16 protein-coding genes are annotated in these 15,975 nt (G+C 67.1%); 5 read left to right on the forward strand and 11 right to left on the reverse strand.

Annotated features, from left to right (window positions below; genetic code table 11):
- Positions 1-10 precede the first annotated feature (10 nt).
- Both ACZLZY_RS02775 and ACZLZY_RS02780 read left to right on the forward strand, forming a co-directional pair.
- On the forward strand, positions 11-241 hold the full coding sequence (locus ACZLZY_RS02775) for a helix-turn-helix domain-containing protein (protein ID WP_472931898.1): 231 nt from the start codon (positions 11-13) through the stop codon (positions 239-241).
- A 209-nt stretch (positions 242-450) separates the two neighbouring features.
- Positions 451-816: a hypothetical protein gene (locus ACZLZY_RS02780; RefSeq protein ID WP_472931899.1), complete on the forward strand. Its 366-nt coding sequence runs from the start codon at positions 451-453 to the stop codon at positions 814-816.
- A gap of 27 nt (positions 817-843) precedes the next feature.
- Here the strand turns inward: ACZLZY_RS02780 and ACZLZY_RS02785 are convergent, their stop codons facing one another.
- The 11 genes from ACZLZY_RS02785 to ACZLZY_RS02835 form a co-directional block, all read right to left on the reverse strand.
- A complete protein-coding gene (locus tag ACZLZY_RS02785) occupies positions 844-3,405 on the reverse strand; it encodes a bifunctional diguanylate cyclase/phosphodiesterase (protein WP_472931900.1) in 2,562 nt (853 codons plus the stop codon).
- Positions 3,406-3,512: 107 nt separating this feature from the next.
- Positions 3,513-4,181: a permease gene (locus tag ACZLZY_RS02790; RefSeq protein WP_472931901.1), complete on the reverse strand. Its 669-nt coding sequence runs from the start codon at positions 4,179-4,181 to the stop codon at positions 3,513-3,515.
- Between the two features lie 376 nt (positions 4,182-4,557).
- Positions 4,558-5,331: an SDR family NAD(P)-dependent oxidoreductase gene (locus ACZLZY_RS02795; RefSeq protein ID WP_472931902.1), complete on the reverse strand. Its 774-nt coding sequence runs from the start codon at positions 5,329-5,331 to the stop codon at positions 4,558-4,560.
- Between the two features lie 66 nt (positions 5,332-5,397).
- Positions 5,398-6,162, reverse strand: a complete 765-nt coding sequence (locus ACZLZY_RS02800; protein ID WP_472931903.1) for an SDR family NAD(P)-dependent oxidoreductase — start codon at positions 6,160-6,162, stop codon at positions 5,398-5,400.
- Positions 6,163-6,222: 60 nt separating this feature from the next.
- A complete protein-coding gene (locus ACZLZY_RS02805; RefSeq protein WP_472931904.1) occupies positions 6,223-7,218 on the reverse strand; it encodes a tagatose kinase in 996 nt (331 codons plus the stop codon).
- Positions 7,219-7,467: 249 nt separating this feature from the next.
- Positions 7,468-8,685, reverse strand: a complete 1,218-nt coding sequence (locus tag ACZLZY_RS02810; protein WP_472931905.1) for an ROK family transcriptional regulator — start codon at positions 8,683-8,685, stop codon at positions 7,468-7,470.
- 170 nt (positions 8,686-8,855) lie between these two features.
- Entirely contained in the window at positions 8,856-9,317 is a 462-nt protein-coding gene (locus ACZLZY_RS02815; protein ID WP_472931906.1) for a heme-degrading domain-containing protein, read from the reverse strand.
- Positions 9,318-9,346: 29 nt separating this feature from the next.
- Complete coding sequence (locus tag ACZLZY_RS02820; RefSeq protein ID WP_472931907.1) at positions 9,347-10,243, reverse strand: ROK family protein; 897 nt, start codon at positions 10,241-10,243, stop codon at positions 9,347-9,349.
- Positions 10,240-11,046, reverse strand: coding sequence for an alpha/beta fold hydrolase (locus ACZLZY_RS02825; protein WP_472931908.1), 807 nt, complete (start codon positions 11,044-11,046; stop codon positions 10,240-10,242). Before ACZLZY_RS02825 ends, ACZLZY_RS02820 begins: the two co-directional genes overlap by 4 nt.
- Positions 11,043-11,879, reverse strand: coding sequence for a sugar phosphate isomerase/epimerase family protein (locus ACZLZY_RS02830; protein ID WP_472931909.1), 837 nt, complete (start codon positions 11,877-11,879; stop codon positions 11,043-11,045). The genes ACZLZY_RS02825 and ACZLZY_RS02830 overlap by 4 nt, the downstream gene beginning before the upstream one ends.
- Complete coding sequence (locus ACZLZY_RS02835; RefSeq protein ID WP_472931910.1) at positions 11,879-12,955, reverse strand: Gfo/Idh/MocA family protein; 1,077 nt, start codon at positions 12,953-12,955, stop codon at positions 11,879-11,881. The genes ACZLZY_RS02830 and ACZLZY_RS02835 overlap by 1 nt, the downstream gene beginning before the upstream one ends.
- A gap of 211 nt (positions 12,956-13,166) precedes the next feature.
- Between ACZLZY_RS02835 and ACZLZY_RS02840 the strand changes: the two genes are divergently transcribed.
- The 3 genes from ACZLZY_RS02840 to ACZLZY_RS02850 are packed head-to-tail and all read left to right on the forward strand — an operon-like array spanning position 13,167 to position 15,974.
- Positions 13,167-13,910: an ATP-binding cassette domain-containing protein gene (locus ACZLZY_RS02840; RefSeq protein WP_472931911.1), complete on the forward strand. Its 744-nt coding sequence runs from the start codon at positions 13,167-13,169 to the stop codon at positions 13,908-13,910.
- A 40-nt stretch (positions 13,911-13,950) separates the two neighbouring features.
- Complete coding sequence (locus ACZLZY_RS02845) at positions 13,951-14,925, forward strand: ABC transporter permease (RefSeq protein WP_472931951.1); 975 nt, start codon at positions 13,951-13,953, stop codon at positions 14,923-14,925.
- A gap of 38 nt (positions 14,926-14,963) precedes the next feature.
- Complete coding sequence (locus ACZLZY_RS02850; RefSeq protein ID WP_472931912.1) at positions 14,964-15,974, forward strand: sugar-binding protein; 1,011 nt, start codon at positions 14,964-14,966, stop codon at positions 15,972-15,974.
- The last annotated feature ends 1 nt before the right edge of the window (position 15,975 follow it).

Raw genomic sequence — 15,975 nt, forward strand, 5'->3', positions numbered from 1 at the left:
GGCCAGCCGTATGCTTATTTTCCCGGAGCAATGCCGTGCCGCCCGCGGGCTGCTCAATTGGAGCCAGGAAAACCTGGCGCTCGCCGCGGGCATCTCGCGCAGCACGATCAAGGATTTCGAGGCGCAGCGGCACTGCCTTCAGCGCGCCTCCGAGAAGCTGCTGGTCGAGACGTTCGACATCGCTGGCATCGAACTCCTGTTCGACGACACAGGCGGCCGCGGCGTTCGGTTCAAGCGCTGAGGAGAAGGTGGGCGGATGCCGATGCCGGAAGGCTCGGTGTCGAGTGGACCAACTAGTCAGAAAACACAGCGTGGCTTTGGCAGGACAATGGATTCTACTGCAGGCCTAGCGTCGGAGGGCAAGTGCCTTAAACGCCGCGTTGAGGTTTATCGCGGAGATTTGGCGGGTTGCCGATGTTCCTCTACCGCTCACGACCGGACGCCCCAGAAATGCGCAAAGCCCATCTCTTCGCTTTTTCCCTCTTCATCTCCGCGATCCCAGCAGTGGCGCAGGAAGACCGAGCCCTTTCCGGGGCGGAAGTCGCTAAAATCATCTCCGGCAATACCGTGCAGGGCAACATGGCGGCGGGCGGTCCCTACCGGGAGTTCTATCTGCCGGACGGGACGCTGCGGGGGTCGAATTATGACGGGCGCTGGAGCGTTGTCGGCGACACGCTCTGCTTCACCTATGATGCGACGACGCCTGCGCAGTGCTGGAGCGCGCGGATCAACCGGTCGAAGGAAATCTCCTGGATCAAGAACGGCATCGTCGACGGAACCGGCGTCATCCAGCCCGGCAACCCCGCCAACTTCTGAACGGGCACGGATCAAGGCGGCCTGAGATCAGGCGGCCTTGATCGCTGCGACCGAGCCCTCGACAAGGGACGCGCTCTGCAGCGCTGGCAAGGGACGGCCGAAGAAGAAGCCCTGCACCTGCTGGCAGCCCTCGCGCCGCAGGAACTCGGCCTGCTCAGCGGTTTCGACGCCCTCGGCCGTGATGACCATGTTAAGGCTGTGGCCGAGCCCGATCACCGACCGAACGATCGCATTTGACTTCTCCGCCGACAGATCGGCGATGAACGATTTGTCGATCTTGATCTTGTCGAAGGGGAAGGAGTTGAGGTAGCCGAGCGAGGAGTAGCCGGTGCCGAAATCGTCCATGGCGATCCGGACGCCGAGCGCCTTCAGCCGGTTCAGCGTTTCTCGCGCTCCCGCCCCGTCGCGCAGCAGAACGCCTTCGGTGATCTCGAGTTCGAGCTGTGCGGGCGCCAGCCCGGTCTCCTCCAGGACTTGAGCGACGAGGGCGACGATGTCGCGCTGAATGAATTGCACCGGCGACAGGTTGACCGCGATCACAATGCCCGGCCATTCCGTCGCCTGGGCGCAGGCCGTGCGCAGCACCCATTCGCCGAGCGGCACGATCATCCCGGTCTCCTCGGCCAGCGGGATGAAGTCGTTTGGCGGAACGAGGCCGCGCGCCGGGTGGCGCCAGCGCACCAGCGCCTCCATTCCGAGAATGCGCTCGTCCTCCAGCGCCACCAGCGGCTGGTAGTGCAACTCGAACTGGTCGAGTTCGAGCGCCTTGCGGAAATCCTGCTCCAGCGCACGGCGGGCATCGCGGTCGAGGCCCATATGCGCCTCGTAGACCTGCGCCGTGCCGCGACCCGCTTCCTTGGCACTGTAAAGCGCAATGTCGGCATTGCGTAGGAGAAGGTCGCTGGACATAGCGCTGGCCTCGGGCATGGCGATGCCGATGCTGACGCCCAGATGGTGCTCGCGCCCCGCGATATCGTAAGGCGCCTTCAACGCAGCCTGGATCCGGCGCGACAGCGCCATGGCGTCGAGAGGCTGGGCAAAGCCTTGCTGGACGACGACGAACTCGTCGCCGCCGAGCCGCGCGACGGTGTCGTTGGCGTGGATGCAAGACTGCAGCCGCAGCGCCAACTGCTGCAGCAGGCTATCACCGGCCGCGTGTCCCTGGGTGTCGTTGACCTCCTTGAAATGGTCGAGGTCGAGGCAGAGGAGGGCGAGCTGAGTTTGCCCGAGCCTGTGGCTTTCCATCGCCCGGTCGAGGCGCTCGCGGAACAGCGCGCGGTTCGGCAGACCGGTCAGCGTGTCATGCAACGCAAGATGCTCCGCGCGCGCCTGTGCCTCGACTTCTCGGGTGATGTCGGTCGCCGTGCCGCGATAGCCCATCCACACGCCATCGTCGCCGATGATGGAGCGGGCCGAGACGCGCCCGATCCGCGGCCGACCCTCGCCGTCCTCGTAACTGTAGCGCAGATCCCGGACGCGGTGACCGGCCGACGAAGAAGGCGACGGCCGCAGCCAGCCGGCCTCGGAACTATCGACTCGGAAGAAGCTCTCGAGCGGCATGCCGATCGCCGCCCGCTCGGAAAGTCCCGTTACCTCCTCGAAACGCAAGGACACGAAGACCAGCCGCAGGTCGCGGTCGCATTCCCAGATCCAGTCGGACGAGGCTTCCGCCACGTCGCGAAAGCGCGCTTCGCTCTTCTGCAAGGTTTCGGCATAGGCGTCGATCGTCCGAGCGGAAGATGTCAGCCGGTCGTTGGCACGTCTGGAGTAGCGATAGGTCAGTCCGGCCAGAACCGAGAACACCGCGAAGGCGGCTCCCATCGGCGGGAGTACGAACCCCATGAGCTGGTCGCCCGGCCGTTCCGGTATCCAGGTGACGTATCCGATGGTCCCGCCCGTCGGCGCGTGCAGCGCCAGCGACGCCCCGAGGTCGGCGCCCTCGTTCGGCCGGAGCCGGAAGCGGTTCAGCAGGTAGTCGCTGCCGATCCGGGACAGCAGCGGTCCGTTCAGCTTCTTCGAAAAAACGAGGACGGGGCCGCCGGGCATTGCAGCTGCGGTCTCCGCGCGAATGGCCGCGGCGGCTACCAGAAGAATGTCGTCGCCCGAGCGTAGGAGCCCGACCTCGGGCATGCTGCGGTCGCGCGCGCGGTCGACCAGCTCGCGCAGGCCTGCGGGGATCGCCGCGATGGCATCCAGCGCCACCGAACGGCCTTCCACCACCGCGTAGCGCGTCTTCTCGTCGTCCGACAGCACGAAGGCCATCTCGTAGCCGAGGCTGGCAAAGATGTTGGCGCCGAGATTGCCGTCGCCGGCCGCCCAGCCAAGGTCGTCGGAGTTGGCGAACCGCTCCCGGAAATCCTTGCGCTCGGTATAGTCCTTGAGGTTGCGGGCAATTTCCCGGTGCTTCACGCCGAGCGCCGTCTCGGCGAGCTTGACCGACGCCTCGATAGCGGCATGGTTCTGCCGATGGGCGCTGATCAGGACCAGCGCGGTACCGACCATCCCGGCAGCCGCCAGCATCGCCAGCAAGGTGCCCACGACCCGCCGGCTGTAGCCGCTCCCCACGAACTCACTTGCTTTGCTGCTCACCGCACGCTCCCGAACGCGCGGTGATGCTGCCAGATAGAGGTGAAACAATTGCCACCAGACCCGATGCTAACGAGGGCCTGTCATTTAGTTTTTGCAGCGCAACTGAGTCAGGCCGAAACGACCATCGGGGCGAGGGCCAAGGCGACGGCGATGAAGATCGCAGCCACTAGGAACAAGGTCGCCACCACCCGGGCGAGGGCGGCAAAGCATCCCATCCCGGCCCGCAGCACGAACCAGCGGACCTCGACGGCGACGTACCAGACAAGACCCGTGCCGAAGGCCAGGGCCGTCACGACGAAGGCGCTGGTCGTCGCGTAGCGAAGGCTCGTCATGGCAAGATCGAAGGACAGCGCGAAGGGGGCGGCGATGTAGCACTGGCTGTAGAAGGACGGCCGCAAGGTCTCCCGTGTCAGCATCTGTCCGTTCCGGTGGACGCGCTGTACCGCCAGCATGAGGGGAAACAGGCTGAAGGTGACCGCCCGAAAAAGAAGAAGGTTGCGCTGATCGGCCATGGCGCCGGTCAAGGCGCGCTCGGGCAAGCCGAAACGCAGCTCGACGAGATGCGCGATGATCAGCGTCAGGAAGAGGAAGATCGGCGGGCTGAGGGCGGCGGCAAAGCGGTTTTTCGGATCGGCGTTCAGCTCGCCCTCGGCATATTCCATCATCCGGATCGGCTGCCGGATGCATTTCCAGAACGTCAGCGGGTAGAAGAGGAGCCACGAGACGACTTCGTACAGCAGTTCCTCGATGGACTTCAGAAGGTTCATCAGGTCCATGCGCACGTCTTCCTGCTACCGCGACCACAGATGCCGGCATGCTCGTCACGCGCGTCGGTAAGCTCGAGCCATGCCTAACCTCAGAGGCGGTAGCGTATAGTCGTTGGCTGGGAAAAAACAGCAGAAGGAAGTCAGGTGAGGGTCCGCGCGCAATGGCCAGCGAGGCCCAAGGAGCCGTCAGTGCCTGCGACCCGCGCCTTCAAGCCGACCACCCTGACGCCGGCGTTTGCCAGCGCCAGCGCGGTTGAGCCCTCCGGGCAAGGCGACCAAAAGGTTCTCTTAGACCAGACCGAGCAAGGCGGTCTGCGTCGTGATCTGACGCCCCGATCCGACGGTCTGCCGGGAAGGAGCCTGTGCGATACCGCGACGGGCCCGCCTACCAGCAGGTGAAGCCGCCATCCACCGCAACGATCGCCCCGGTCATCAGGCTGGCGGCGTCGGAGGCGAGGAAGAGCACGGCCGAGGCGACTTCATCGGGCTGGCCCATGCGGCCCATCGGCGTGTCGGCGAGCCAGCCGGGAATGCGGTCGACGTTCAGCGGATTGGCCTGCACCATCGGCGTCTCGATATAGGTCGGCGCCACGGCGTTGACGCGAACGCCATGGTGCGCCCATTCGGCGCCCATCGACTTCGTCAGATGGTGCACGGCAGCCTTGGAGACGTTGTAGGGCGTCTGCGGCTGCGGCCGGTTGGCGATCGTGCCGGACATCGAGCCGATGTTGACGATCGCCCCGCGCTTGGCGGCAATCATGTGACGGCCGAAGGCCCGCGAGCACCAGAACACGCCGTTGACGTTGACGTTCATCATCCGAAGCCAGCCGGCATCGGTGACGTCCTCGGAGGCAATGCCGCTTTCGCCGATGCCGGCATTGTTGACGAGGATCGTCGCCGGCGTGCCGCGTGCCGCCAGCATGTCGGCAATCTCCGTCATCCGCTCCGACGAGGTGACGTCACCGACGATGGCTTCGGCTTTGAAACCCTTGGCCTCGAGAGCCGCCACGCCGGCGCGCCCGGCCTCCTCCGTCGGCTCGATCAGCACCAGTGTCGCACCGGCCTCGGCGAACACTTCGGCGCAGGCAAGGCCGATGCCCCGGCCGCCGCCGGTGATCACCGCGACCTCGCCGTCGACCCTGAAACGTTTCATCTGCATGTCGCTACTCCCATAACGAAATCATCGAGGCCGGACCGCCCGGGCGGACGCCCGGCCAGATCAGCGTCAGCGCGTGGTGTAGCCGCCGTCGACGAGCAGCACCGAGCCGGTGACGTAGGCCGAAGCCGGCGAGACGAGGAACAGCACGCAGTTGGCCACTTCCTCGGCGCTGCCATAGCGGCCCATCGGCGTGCGGCCGCGCCAGACCGGATCCCATTCCGGATTGGTGAAGCCGCCGCGCGACATGTCGGTGTCGATATAGCCCGGCGCGACGGCGTTGACGCGGATGCCCTCGGCGGCGAACTCGCTGGCGAGGCTCTTGGTCATCATGTGCACGGCGGCCTTGGACGCATTATACATCACCTGGCGCTGCGGCATGTTGGTGGCAAAGCCCGACATCGAGCCGACGTTGAGGATCACGCCTTCGCCCTGGCTCTGCATGGTCGGCAGGACCGCGCGCGAAAAGCGGAAAACCTGGGTGACGTTGGTGGCAACGAGCTCGTCGACCCGCGCATCGTCAAAATCGGTGGTGTCGCCGTGCCGGGCGATGCCGGCATTGTTGATGAGGATGTCGATCCGCCCGTATTTGTCGAGCGTGTGCTTCACCAGCCGCTCCGGCGTATCCTCGGCGGTCGCGTCGGCGGAGACGAAGTCGTATTCGTAGCCCTTGGCCTTCATCAGCGCGTCGGCTTCCGGATTGTCGCGCCGGGCGGTGAGCACGGACTTGGCGCCCGCCTCGCCGAACAGTTCGGCACAGGCAAGGCCGATGCCGCGGTTGCCGCCGGTGATCAGGGCCACCTTTCCATCGAGACGAAATTGACCGAGTGACATGGATCCCTCCCAGGTGATGTCCGTCCCGGACGGCTGTCCGGAACGCAGGTTAAGCTTCGCTCAGCCGGCGCGGGCCGTCCGGGCGATGAAATCGTCGAGCTCGGCGCGCGAGCCCGCCCCCTCCATGGGCCCGCGCACGCCGACATTGCGGGCGCCGGCGGCATTGGCGTAGTCGAGCGCCTCGGCCGGCGGGAGGCCGAGCCGCCGGCACGCGACATAGGCCCCGCCGAAGCAGTCGCCGGCGCCGGTCGGGTCGACTTCCTCGACAGTAAAGGCTTTCGCGTCGATGCGGCTGCCGTCGGCGGCGAAGACGGTGGCGCCGTGCTCGCCGCGCTTCAGCGCGATCTCGCCCATGCCGCGGGCGAACAGCGCCGCGACGGCCTGCGCCTCGCCCTCGACCCCGGCGGCGACGAAGAGTTCATCGCCCGACGGCAGGAGCAGGTCGGCGACGTCAATGAGCTTCTGGAAACGGATCTGCGTCTGGCCCTGGCCAAGCAGTTCCTTGCGCAGGTTTGGGTCGAAGGACACGCTGCCGCCGCGGGCCTTGATGGTGTCGATGGCACGCCCGGTCAATTCCCAGGCGCCGGGGATGGCGAAGGCGGTGCCCATCACGTGCAGATGGCCGGCGCGCGCGAACAGCGCCAGAGCCGCCTCGGTCGGGCCGATCTCGGCCGCCGCCGAGGTGCCGATGTTGTAGACGAAATCCCGCGCGCCATCGCCGCGGTAGCGCACGAAGGCGCTGCCGGTCGGCAGTGTCCGGCTGACGGAGATGGCGGAGACGTCGGCGCCGTCAGCACTCAGCCGCGCGATGTTAAGCCGGCCGAAGTCATCGTCGCCGACGCTCGCGACGATGCCGGCCTGGCCACCGATCTTGGCGCACTGGTCGATGAAGATCGCCGGCGCACCGCTGGGATAAGGGCCGACCAGCTGCATGGGCTCAAGGAAGCCGAGACCGGGCTCGACCGCCATGATCTCGACCAGGATCTCACCGATCACCACCGTCGGCCCGAGCGCGTCCGGCGCCAGCGCGGAGGGGCGGGCCGCAGCGCTAGCCATGAAAGGCCGTGCTTCCGTACCAGGCGTCCTTCATGACGGTCCTCCCTTTTCGGCCATTCTCTGCTGCCCGCGACGGCGTCGGGGGCTGAGCGCTGCCCTGACGAGGGTCACGGCGCGCGCAGGGGCGCTTTTCAGCCAGGGATAAACAGCTTTGTTTTGGCGTGCAACATATTCCATGGGGACGACCAAATTCAGGACCGAAAGCTGGTCTCACTCTCGCCATTTCGCGAGTGGCACCCCCGCGGTGGCCTACTCAGCCTCTTCGCTTTGTGTGGCGTCCTCGACGTAACGGGCGGCCTCCACCGACAGAAAGCGCTGGTGCATCATGCAGGCCGCGCCGTAAGCGCCCCCGAAGGCCGCCTCCTGGTTGACGCTGATCTCGGGGCTGGGGAAGCTGCCTTCCTGCGCCTGCTGCATGTAGGCGGCGACGCGCTTGGCGACGAGCGGGTAGAGCGCAGCGACCGAGCCGCCCAGCACGATCCTGTCGGGGTCGATGATGCGGCAGGCCTGCACCAGGCCGAAGGCCAGCGCCTTGGCCCACTCCTCGGCGATGGCGATGGCGCGGGGCACCCGGTCGCGGACATCGGCGACCAGCTTCTCGAAGCCGGGCAAGGCGGCCGTGCGCGACTCGCGGTAGGCGGCGATCAGGGTTTCGAGGCCGATCGCCTGCTCCAGCGTACGGCCGGGCTCGCCGTCGAGCACCTTCAGATGGCCGATCTCGCCCGCCAGCCCATGGGCGCCGCGCAGCAGCACGCCGTCGACGATGATGCCGCCGCCGACGCCGCTCTCCAGCACCAGGAACAGCGTGACGCCGGATTCCGGCGCCGCACGGCCATAGGTGGCGCCGATGGCGAAGGCGTTGGCGTCGTTCTCGGCCATGACGGCGACCGGGACGGGCAAAGCCTTCTCCAGAAATTCAGCGGGATAGAGGTTGCGCCAGCCGAGCAGCGGCGCGATGCGGACGAGGCCGTTCTTGTCCATCTGCCCGGGCACCGACAGGCCGACACCCTCGCAACGTCCCCAGCGATCTGCAGGGATCATCCTCTTGGCCTGCTGCACGGCTTTTGCCACGGCCGCCTCGATACCGATCGAGGGGCCGTCCAGCGGCTCGACGCTGGAGGAGACGATCTTTGCCGCCAGATCCAGCTCGACGATGCTGATGTGCTCGACGCCGATCTCGATGCCGAGGAAAAACATCGCCTCCGGCACCAGCTGCAACAAAATGCCCGGCCGGCCTGCCCGGGCATAGCTTGGCCGCTCGACGGCCGCCTGCGCCACCTCGCGCACCAGTCCGCTCGCCGTCAGCCCGGCGATGATGTGGCCGGCCGACGAGCGGTTGAGCTTCAGCTTGCGCGCGAGCTCCGCCCGGCTGAGATGGCCGAACTGGTGTAGCGCCTGCAGGGCGGCGACCTCGTTGCTCTGCCGCACGCGGCGCGGGGAACTGGCGATCGCGGCGGGATCGGACAACGGCGTTTCCTTGACCACGGGGCGGCGCGGCGGACGGGTAGGAGGCTTCCTGCATAGAGCCGGCACCGAGAGGTCACAACCCCCGTGCCGGCGGAACGTCATGGCGAGACGACGCGGTATCCGACGCCGGATGAAGGTCGGCGACCAAGCCTTCGTCCGGCAGCTGGACGCTAGGGCTGAAACGCCTGTAGCGCCTGCACCACCAGTGCGTGGTCCTCGACGTCCGGCAAGCCGCTGACCACAGCGGCGCCGATGCAACCGGTGCCGGTAAGGATGATCGGCACGCCGCCGCCGCTGGCGGCATAGTCGCTATCGGCCAAGCCATAGCGCTCGGCCAGCGACTTGCCCTTGAGCTCCCACAGCAGACGCATGGCGAGCGAGGAGCGGCGAAAACGCATCACCGTGTTGCGCTTGCGGCGGATCCAGAAGGCGTTGTCCGGCGTCGCACCGGGCAAGGCGGCGGCAAACAGCACGTGCTCGGCGATGCTGATCTCGACCGCGATCTTCAGGTGCCGTTCGGCCGCCTGCTCCCGGATCCAGCAGCCAACCTTCCAGGCGAGATCGGCGTCAAAGGCGGAAAAGCCGAGGCTTGCCTCCTGCCGATCGACATCCTCGAGGGTCAAGACCGCCATCCGTGTCTCCGCGCTGCTCTGCCGGCCGGTCAGGCCGCCGGCGGTTCCGCCGTGCCGTCCGCATCGAGGGCAAGGGCGCCCCAGATCGCCGCCTGCCAGCCCAATCGGGTATAGACGATCTCGGGCGGCTGGACACCGGTCTCTCCCGGCAGGCAGGCGCGGATTTGATCCGCAAGGGCTGCCCGCGGGAACCCATCCATCTCGGTGACGCCGCCGCCGATCAACAGCCGGCGCGGCGAGAACAGCGCGAGGGCGGTGACGATGCCCAGCGCCTGGTCGCGCACGAGCTGGTCGAGCGCTGCGCGAAAGGCCGGATCGCCGCCGCCGAGAAAGGCCTTTGCGACAGCGATGCCCGAGCGTCCGGCGAGCGCTGCGAGGGCCGCGCCGGAAGCGTGGTGCTCGAGGCTGTCCGGTCGGTTTTCCGGCATGGCAGGGCGCACCGGGATGTGGCCGATCTCCAGCGCCCAGCCGCCGCCGCGAAAAATGCCATCCCGTCCGAGATAGGCCGCGCCGATGCCGGTGCCGATGTAGACGGCGAGAACCTCCGTCTCGCCGACGACGGCGCCAGCCTTGGCTTCGCCGAGGAGTTGCAGCACGACATCGCGCTCCAGCCGCACGGGAAGGCCGAGGGCGGCGGAGAGCTCCGTCGCGATCCCGTGGCCGTCGAGCTCGGGAACATTCTTGGCGTGCAGCACGGTATCGAAGTCGTGGTCGAGGAAGCCGGGCACGGTCGCCACCACGCGGGTCGGGGCGAAGCCGGCATCCGCGCCGGCTTCGCGGATCAGGGCGGCAAGGGCGGCAGCGGGATCCGGGGTGCGAATCCGCAGGGTCGGATAGGTCCGCGTGACATCGCTCGGTCGGCCGTTCTCGGCAAAGCCTATCTTCACCGATGTGCCGCCGATCTCGACCACCGAGAGGACCCTCACTGCAGCCGCTCCAGGAAGGCGGCGAGTGCGGTCCGAAAGTCGCGGGCGTAGCGGTCTCGGTCGACGGATTTCGGGGTGATGCGGACGAGTTCGGCGGCGGGAATCAATGCCGCCAGCTTTTCGGCCATGGCTTCGGGGTGGGCGAGGTCCTGGCCATGGCCGATCACCAGCACCGGCAGGTCGATCGCGGCGATCTCCGCTTCCGTCACGCCGGGCCCGTCGGCGGCGATGGCCGACAGCAAAGCGCCAAAAGTCCTCGGCTCCGGCCGGTCGAAGAAGCCGGTGAGGCTCGCGAGGTTGTCCGGAGCGAGGCGCGCAAGTTCGGCTGCGGTGTCGCTGGCGCCGAAACGCCGGCGCGCTTCCTCGGGCGCATAGTCCTGCAGCAGCTCGCCCGCGAGGGCGTAGGGCGCCATGTTCGCCGGGCCGGGGTCGGCGACCCAGGCGGGGCGGGCGAGGATCAGCCCGCGCAGCTGGTCCGGCTGTCGCACGGCGAGGCGGAGCGCGATCGCAGCGCCCATCGAGATGCCGCCGATCACCGCCGGCCCGAGGTTGAGATTGTCGGCGAGGGCTGCGAGGTCGTCGGCAAAGGTGGCGATCGAGAAGCGCCCCGCCGGGCCGAAAGGCGAGCCGCCCTGGCCGCGGCATTCGAGGGTGATGCGACGCACGGCGGGTGCGGCGGGAAAGATGCCGGCCACTTGCGCCTCGTCGCCGCCGAGCCCGTGCTGGAAGAGCACCGCCGGGCCGCTGCCGACGTCGCGGTAGCGCAAGGCGATGCCGTCTCGTGGGAAGCTCGCAAAACTCATCGGCTGCCGCTCTCGGCCAAGACGCCGCGCAAGAAGACCGCGACGCCCTTCGCCTCGGCTTCCGACAGGCCGTGCGTGACAAGCGGACCCGCAAAGCCCGCGCTGCGCAGCCGGGCGACGAAATGCGGGAAGTCGATGACGCCGCTGCCGGCGGCGGTGAAGTCACCTTGCGGGTCGCGGTCCTTAGCGTGGGCCATGGCGATGTCGCCGGCGAGAAGGTCGATGGCCTCGTCGACGAGGCGCCGGCGCTCAGTCGGCTCGGCGACCTCGAAGAGGTTGGCAGGGTCGAGCACGACGCGCAGCCGGCGGCTTCCCATCGCCGCGATCAGCCGCCGCGCATCGGCGGCAGAGGCGACGACATTGGCAAGCTCCGGCTCGATGCCGAGATCGACGCCGTGTGTCTCGGCGATCTCGAGCGCTTTCGCCATTTCGATGCTGAGATCGCGCCAGGCCTCAAGCGCCGCGTTGTCGGGGTGGAAGCGCCATTGGTCTTCTGCGTCACGGGTGCCGGTGCAGAGCGTCACCAGCCTTGTGCCCATCGCCGGGGCGGCGGCGCAGAGCACCTCCAGCCGAGCGAGCCCTTGCCGACGTACGGCGGGGTCCGGGTGGATCATGTTGTAGGTGCCGGACACCGCCTCGATGACGACGCCCGTGGCGCGGGATGCTGCGCCGATCGACACAGCGGTCTCGGCGTCGATCGCGTCCGGCATCGAGGGCAGGCCGAGGCAGGCGAGATTGAACTGCGCGCCCGCATAGCCGGCGGCGGCAACCGCCCGCAGCGACGGTTCGGCGCCGACAGCGGCAAAGGTCTTCGCAAAAATTCCGAGCCGCATCAGACGGCTCCCGTGACGTCGGCGAGGCGGACGAGCTTGCCGCCGGCCTCGGCCGAGCGGGCGACGGCGACCATGGCCCGCACCGAGGCGAGACCCTCGTCGATGTCGGCGCCGACCATCGGTGCGCCGTCGAGGATGACGCGGGCAAAGGCTTCCACCTGGCGGCGGTAGAAATGCCCGTCGGCGCCGAGCGTCCGATGCCAGCCGCCGTCGGCCTCGCGAAAAATGTCGACGTCGCTGCTTTTGTAGAACCAGGGATTATAGATCTTGCCGAGCACGCTGCCGTTCTCGCCGTAGATCTGGAAACCCTCGTGCCAGTCCATGCGGACGGCGACGGTGAGATCGAGCTGGCCGATCGTGCCGTCGGCGAAATGGGCCGTGACGAACCAGCAATGGGCGCCGAAACGCTGGGTGAGGTGGGCCTCGACCGCCTCAATCGCGCCGCCGAGATGGCGGGCGGTATCGAGCATGTGGCAGCCGTGCGCCAGCATGTAGTAGCGCTTGAGGTCGGCTTTCGGATTGACCGCAGGCTTGCGGGCATTGGCCGAGGTGACGATCAGCGGCTGCACCGCGTCGGTCATCGCGTAGCGGTGGGTATTGTCGCAGTACCAGCCCTTGTAGCCGAGCTTCTCGCCCATCTCGGTGTCGACGAAAGCCTTGGCCGTTTCGATGCCGGGGTCGAAGCGCTTCATATGGCCGACCTGCAGCACTTTGCCCGAGGATTCCACCGCCGCCCTGAGGCCCTCGACCTCCTCGACCGCGACGCCGATCGGCTTCTCGCACAGGACGTGCTTGCCCGCCTCCAGCGCCATGCGCGAGGCCTCGACGTGGAAGCTGTCGGCGGTCGCGATGATGACCGCGTCGACGTCGGGATCCCCGAGCATCGCGCGGTAGTCGGAGAAGGCGCGGGTCGGCGCGAAGGTCGCGGCCATGCGCTCGCGCAGATCGTCGGCGACATCGCAGATCGCGTAGAGCTCGGCATTGCGGGCCTTGGTGCAGGACTCGAAGTGCGCGGCCTGGGCGATCGGTCCGCAGCCGAGAACGCCGATGCGCAGCCGCCTGTCGTCTTTCATCATCGTCCGAATTCCTCGTTCGACCCTAAACGCACCGCAACACGAGCAGGTGAGTGGATATTTGTTTAGAAAAGCAACTAATGTGCAGGTCGTTCGCCGTCAACCATTCAGCCATGCTGCAGCGCAAGCATCTGCGGATGCGCTGCAGAAATTGACGCCCGCTGTTTTGTCTGGTTTGTAGAAAGAAAAGACAAATAAAGCGGGAGGAGATAACTTGGCGGTGCTGGCCAGTCTCAAGAACATCGTCATGGATTTCGGCGCCATCCGAGCGCTGAACGACGTCTCGCTGGACATTCACCAAGGTGAGGTGCTGGGCCTGATGGGCGACAACGGCGCCGGCAAGTCGACACTGGTGAAAACCATCGCCGGCAATTTCCAGCCGACCTCCGGCACCTTCACCATGGAGGGCAAGCAGCTTTCGCTTTCCGGCCCCGCCGATGCTCGCCGGCACGGGATCGAGGTGGTCTATCAAGACCTTGCGCTCTGCGACAACCTCACTGCCGCCGCCAACGTCTTCCTCGGCCGCGAGCTGATGAAGCAGGTCGGCCCGTTCCGGGTGCTCGACCGGCCCCGCATGAACGCCCGCTCGGCCGAGCTCTTCGCCGAGCTGAAGTCAGAGACGCGGCCGGCAGACCTCGTCAACCGCATGTCGGGCGGGCAGCGTCAGGCCGTCGCGATTGCCCGCACCCGGCTGGCCCAGTCGAAGATCGTGCTGATGGACGAGCCTACCGCGGCGATTTCGGTGCGGCAGGTTGCGGAGGTGCTGGCGCTGATCCGGCGGATGAAGGACCAGGGCCTGTCGGTGATCCTGATCAGCCACCGCATGCCGGATGTCTTCGACGTCTGCGACCGCGTCGTGGTGATGCGCCGTGGCCAGAAGGTCGCCGACAAGGCGATCGTGCAATCGAGCCCCGAAGAGGTCACCGGCCTCATCACCGGCGCCATCGCCACGGCCTGACCGCCCCCATTCGGAGCATGCAATGTCCTCTCCCAACCACATGCAGGTCGACCTCGGCGCCCCGAAGCGTTCGCTGGCGAAGCGCCTCGTCGGCACGCAGGAAGCCTGGATCGCGCTGGCCATCCTGGCGCTCGGGCTCGTCGTCTCGCTGATCGCGCCACGCTTCGCCACCTCCGGCAACCTTCTCAACGTCTTCCAGAACGCCTGCTTCATCGGCCTGATGGCGCTCGGCATGACGCCGGTCATCATCTCCGGCGGCATCGACATCTCGGTCGGCTCGATCCTCGGCCTCTGCGGCGTGACGCTCGGCATCCTGTGCAACGCCGGCTGGCCGCTCGGCGCGGCGATCCCGGCGGTGTTGCTGCTCGGCATCGCCTGCGGCATGGTCAACGGCGCCGTCATCGCCTACCTCCGGCTGCCGCCCTTCGTGGTGACGCTGGCGACGCTGTCGATCGGCCGGAGCCTTGCGCTGGTCGTCAGCAACAACGAGGTTTTCTACGAGTTCGGCACCGCCACCGACGCACTGCTGGCGCTCGGCGGCGGGGCGACCTTCGGGCTGCCGAACGTCGTTTATGCGCTGATTCTCGGTGTCATCGTGCTGCATTTCCTGCTGACCATGACGCGTTGGGGCCGCTACATCTTCGCCGTCGGCGGCAATGAGAACGCCGCGCGCCTCTCCGGCATTCCGGTCGAGCTGATCAAGATTTCGGCCTACGCCTTTTCCGGCCTGATGGCCGCCGGCACCGCGATCTTCCTCGTCGGCTGGCTGGGGGCCGTCACCAACGCGATCGGCACCGGCTACGAGCTGCAGGTCATCGCCGCGACGGTCATCGGCGGCGCCAGCCTCGTCGGCGGCTTCGGCACGGCGATCGGCGCCGGCATCGGCGCGATCCTCGTCGAGGTCATCCGCAACGCCCTCCTGATCGCGGGCGTCAATCCTTTCTGGCAGGGCACTTTCGTCGGCAGCTTTATCCTTGCCGCCGTCCTGCTCGAACGCATCCGATCCTCGCGCTGACGGGGACGGAGAAACAAACGAAACCTGGGAGAGAAACGATGTCCAAACTGAAAAGCCTGGCGACGGCGCTGTCGGTCGCCTGCGTCACCTTAAGCCTCGGCATGCCTGCCGAGGCTGCCGACCGCGAGTTCGCGCTGGTGTTCAAGGTGCTGAACAATGCCTTCAGCCCGCCGATCGACGCCGGCTGCAAGGCCGCGGCCAAGGAACTCGGCGACGTCACCTGCACCTATGTCGGCCCGACCGAATACGACGAGGCGAAGCAGGTGCAGCTGGCGCAGGACATCATCACCCGCGGCGTCGCCGGCCTCGGCATCTCCGCCGGCAATCCGAAGGCGATGGCCCGCATCCTGAAGCTCGCCAAGGCCGCGAACATTCCGGTGGTAACCTTCGACACCGACGTGCTGCCGGAAGATGCAAGCCTGCGCTCCACCTATATCGGCACCGACAATTACGAGTTCGGCAAGGTGCTGGGCGAGAAGGTGCTGGAGTCGAAGAAAAAAGGTGGCACCGTCTGCATCCAGTCCGGCGCGCCGGCTTCGGAAAATCTGAAAGCCCGAATCCAGGGCATCCGCGACACGCTCGCGGGCGCTTCGAAGGACAAGCCGGTCGGCACGCTTGCCGGCGAGAACGGCTGGACCGAGCCCGCGGGCTGCCCGGTCTACAACAATGACGACATCACGCTCGCCGCCCAGCAGGTCCGCGACGTCATGACCAACAATCCCGAGCTCGACGCCTTCGTCGCCGTCGGCGGCTGGGCGCAATACGCCCCGCAGGCCTATACCCAGGCGATGGAGCCGCTAAAAGCGCGGCTCGATTCGAAGGAACTCGTCGTCGTGTTCGGCGATAATTTCGGCCCGCAGCTGCCGCTGCTGGCCAAGGGCCTCAGCCACTACAATGTCGGCCAGCGTCCCTACGACATGGGTTTCCAGACCATCATGGCGCTGGACAAGCTGACCAAGGGCGAGACCTTGCCGCCGATGATCATCACCGGCACCGAAGTCTGCACGCCCGAGAACGCCCAGACCACCTGCGGCAAGTCCGGCAGCTAGC

The organism is Mesocryomonas lacus (assembly GCF_055730135.2).

Bases quoted from the DNA above. Each gene is read 5' to 3' on its own strand.
- ACZLZY_RS02775 (WP_472931898.1), top strand. From the start codon at position 11: ATGCTTATTTTCCCGGAGCAATGCCGTGCCGCCCGCGGGCTGCTCAAT.
- ACZLZY_RS02780 (WP_472931899.1), top strand. From the start codon at position 451: ATGCGCAAAGCCCATCTCTTCGCTTTTTCCCTCTTCATCTCCGCGATC.
- ACZLZY_RS02790 (WP_472931901.1), bottom strand. From the start codon at position 4,181: ATGGACCTGATGAACCTTCTGAAGTCCATCGAGGAACTGCTGTACGAA.
- ACZLZY_RS02795 (WP_472931902.1), bottom strand. From the start codon at position 5,331: ATGCAGATGAAACGTTTCAGGGTCGACGGCGAGGTCGCGGTGATCACC.
- ACZLZY_RS02800 (WP_472931903.1), bottom strand. From the start codon at position 6,162: ATGTCACTCGGTCAATTTCGTCTCGATGGAAAGGTGGCCCTGATCACC.
- ACZLZY_RS02805 (WP_472931904.1), bottom strand. From the start codon at position 7,218: ATGGCTAGCGCTGCGGCCCGCCCCTCCGCGCTGGCGCCGGACGCGCTC.
- ACZLZY_RS02815 (WP_472931906.1), bottom strand. From the start codon at position 9,317: ATGGCGGTCTTGACCCTCGAGGATGTCGATCGGCAGGAGGCAAGCCTC.
- ACZLZY_RS02825 (WP_472931908.1), bottom strand. From the start codon at position 11,046: ATGAGTTTTGCGAGCTTCCCACGAGACGGCATCGCCTTGCGCTACCGC.
- ACZLZY_RS02830 (WP_472931909.1), bottom strand. From the start codon at position 11,879: ATGCGGCTCGGAATTTTTGCGAAGACCTTTGCCGCTGTCGGCGCCGAA.
- ACZLZY_RS02835 (WP_472931910.1), bottom strand. From the start codon at position 12,955: ATGATGAAAGACGACAGGCGGCTGCGCATCGGCGTTCTCGGCTGCGGA.
- ACZLZY_RS02845 (WP_472931951.1), top strand. From the start codon at position 13,951: ATGCAGGTCGACCTCGGCGCCCCGAAGCGTTCGCTGGCGAAGCGCCTC.
- ACZLZY_RS02850 (WP_472931912.1), top strand. From the start codon at position 14,964: ATGTCCAAACTGAAAAGCCTGGCGACGGCGCTGTCGGTCGCCTGCGTC.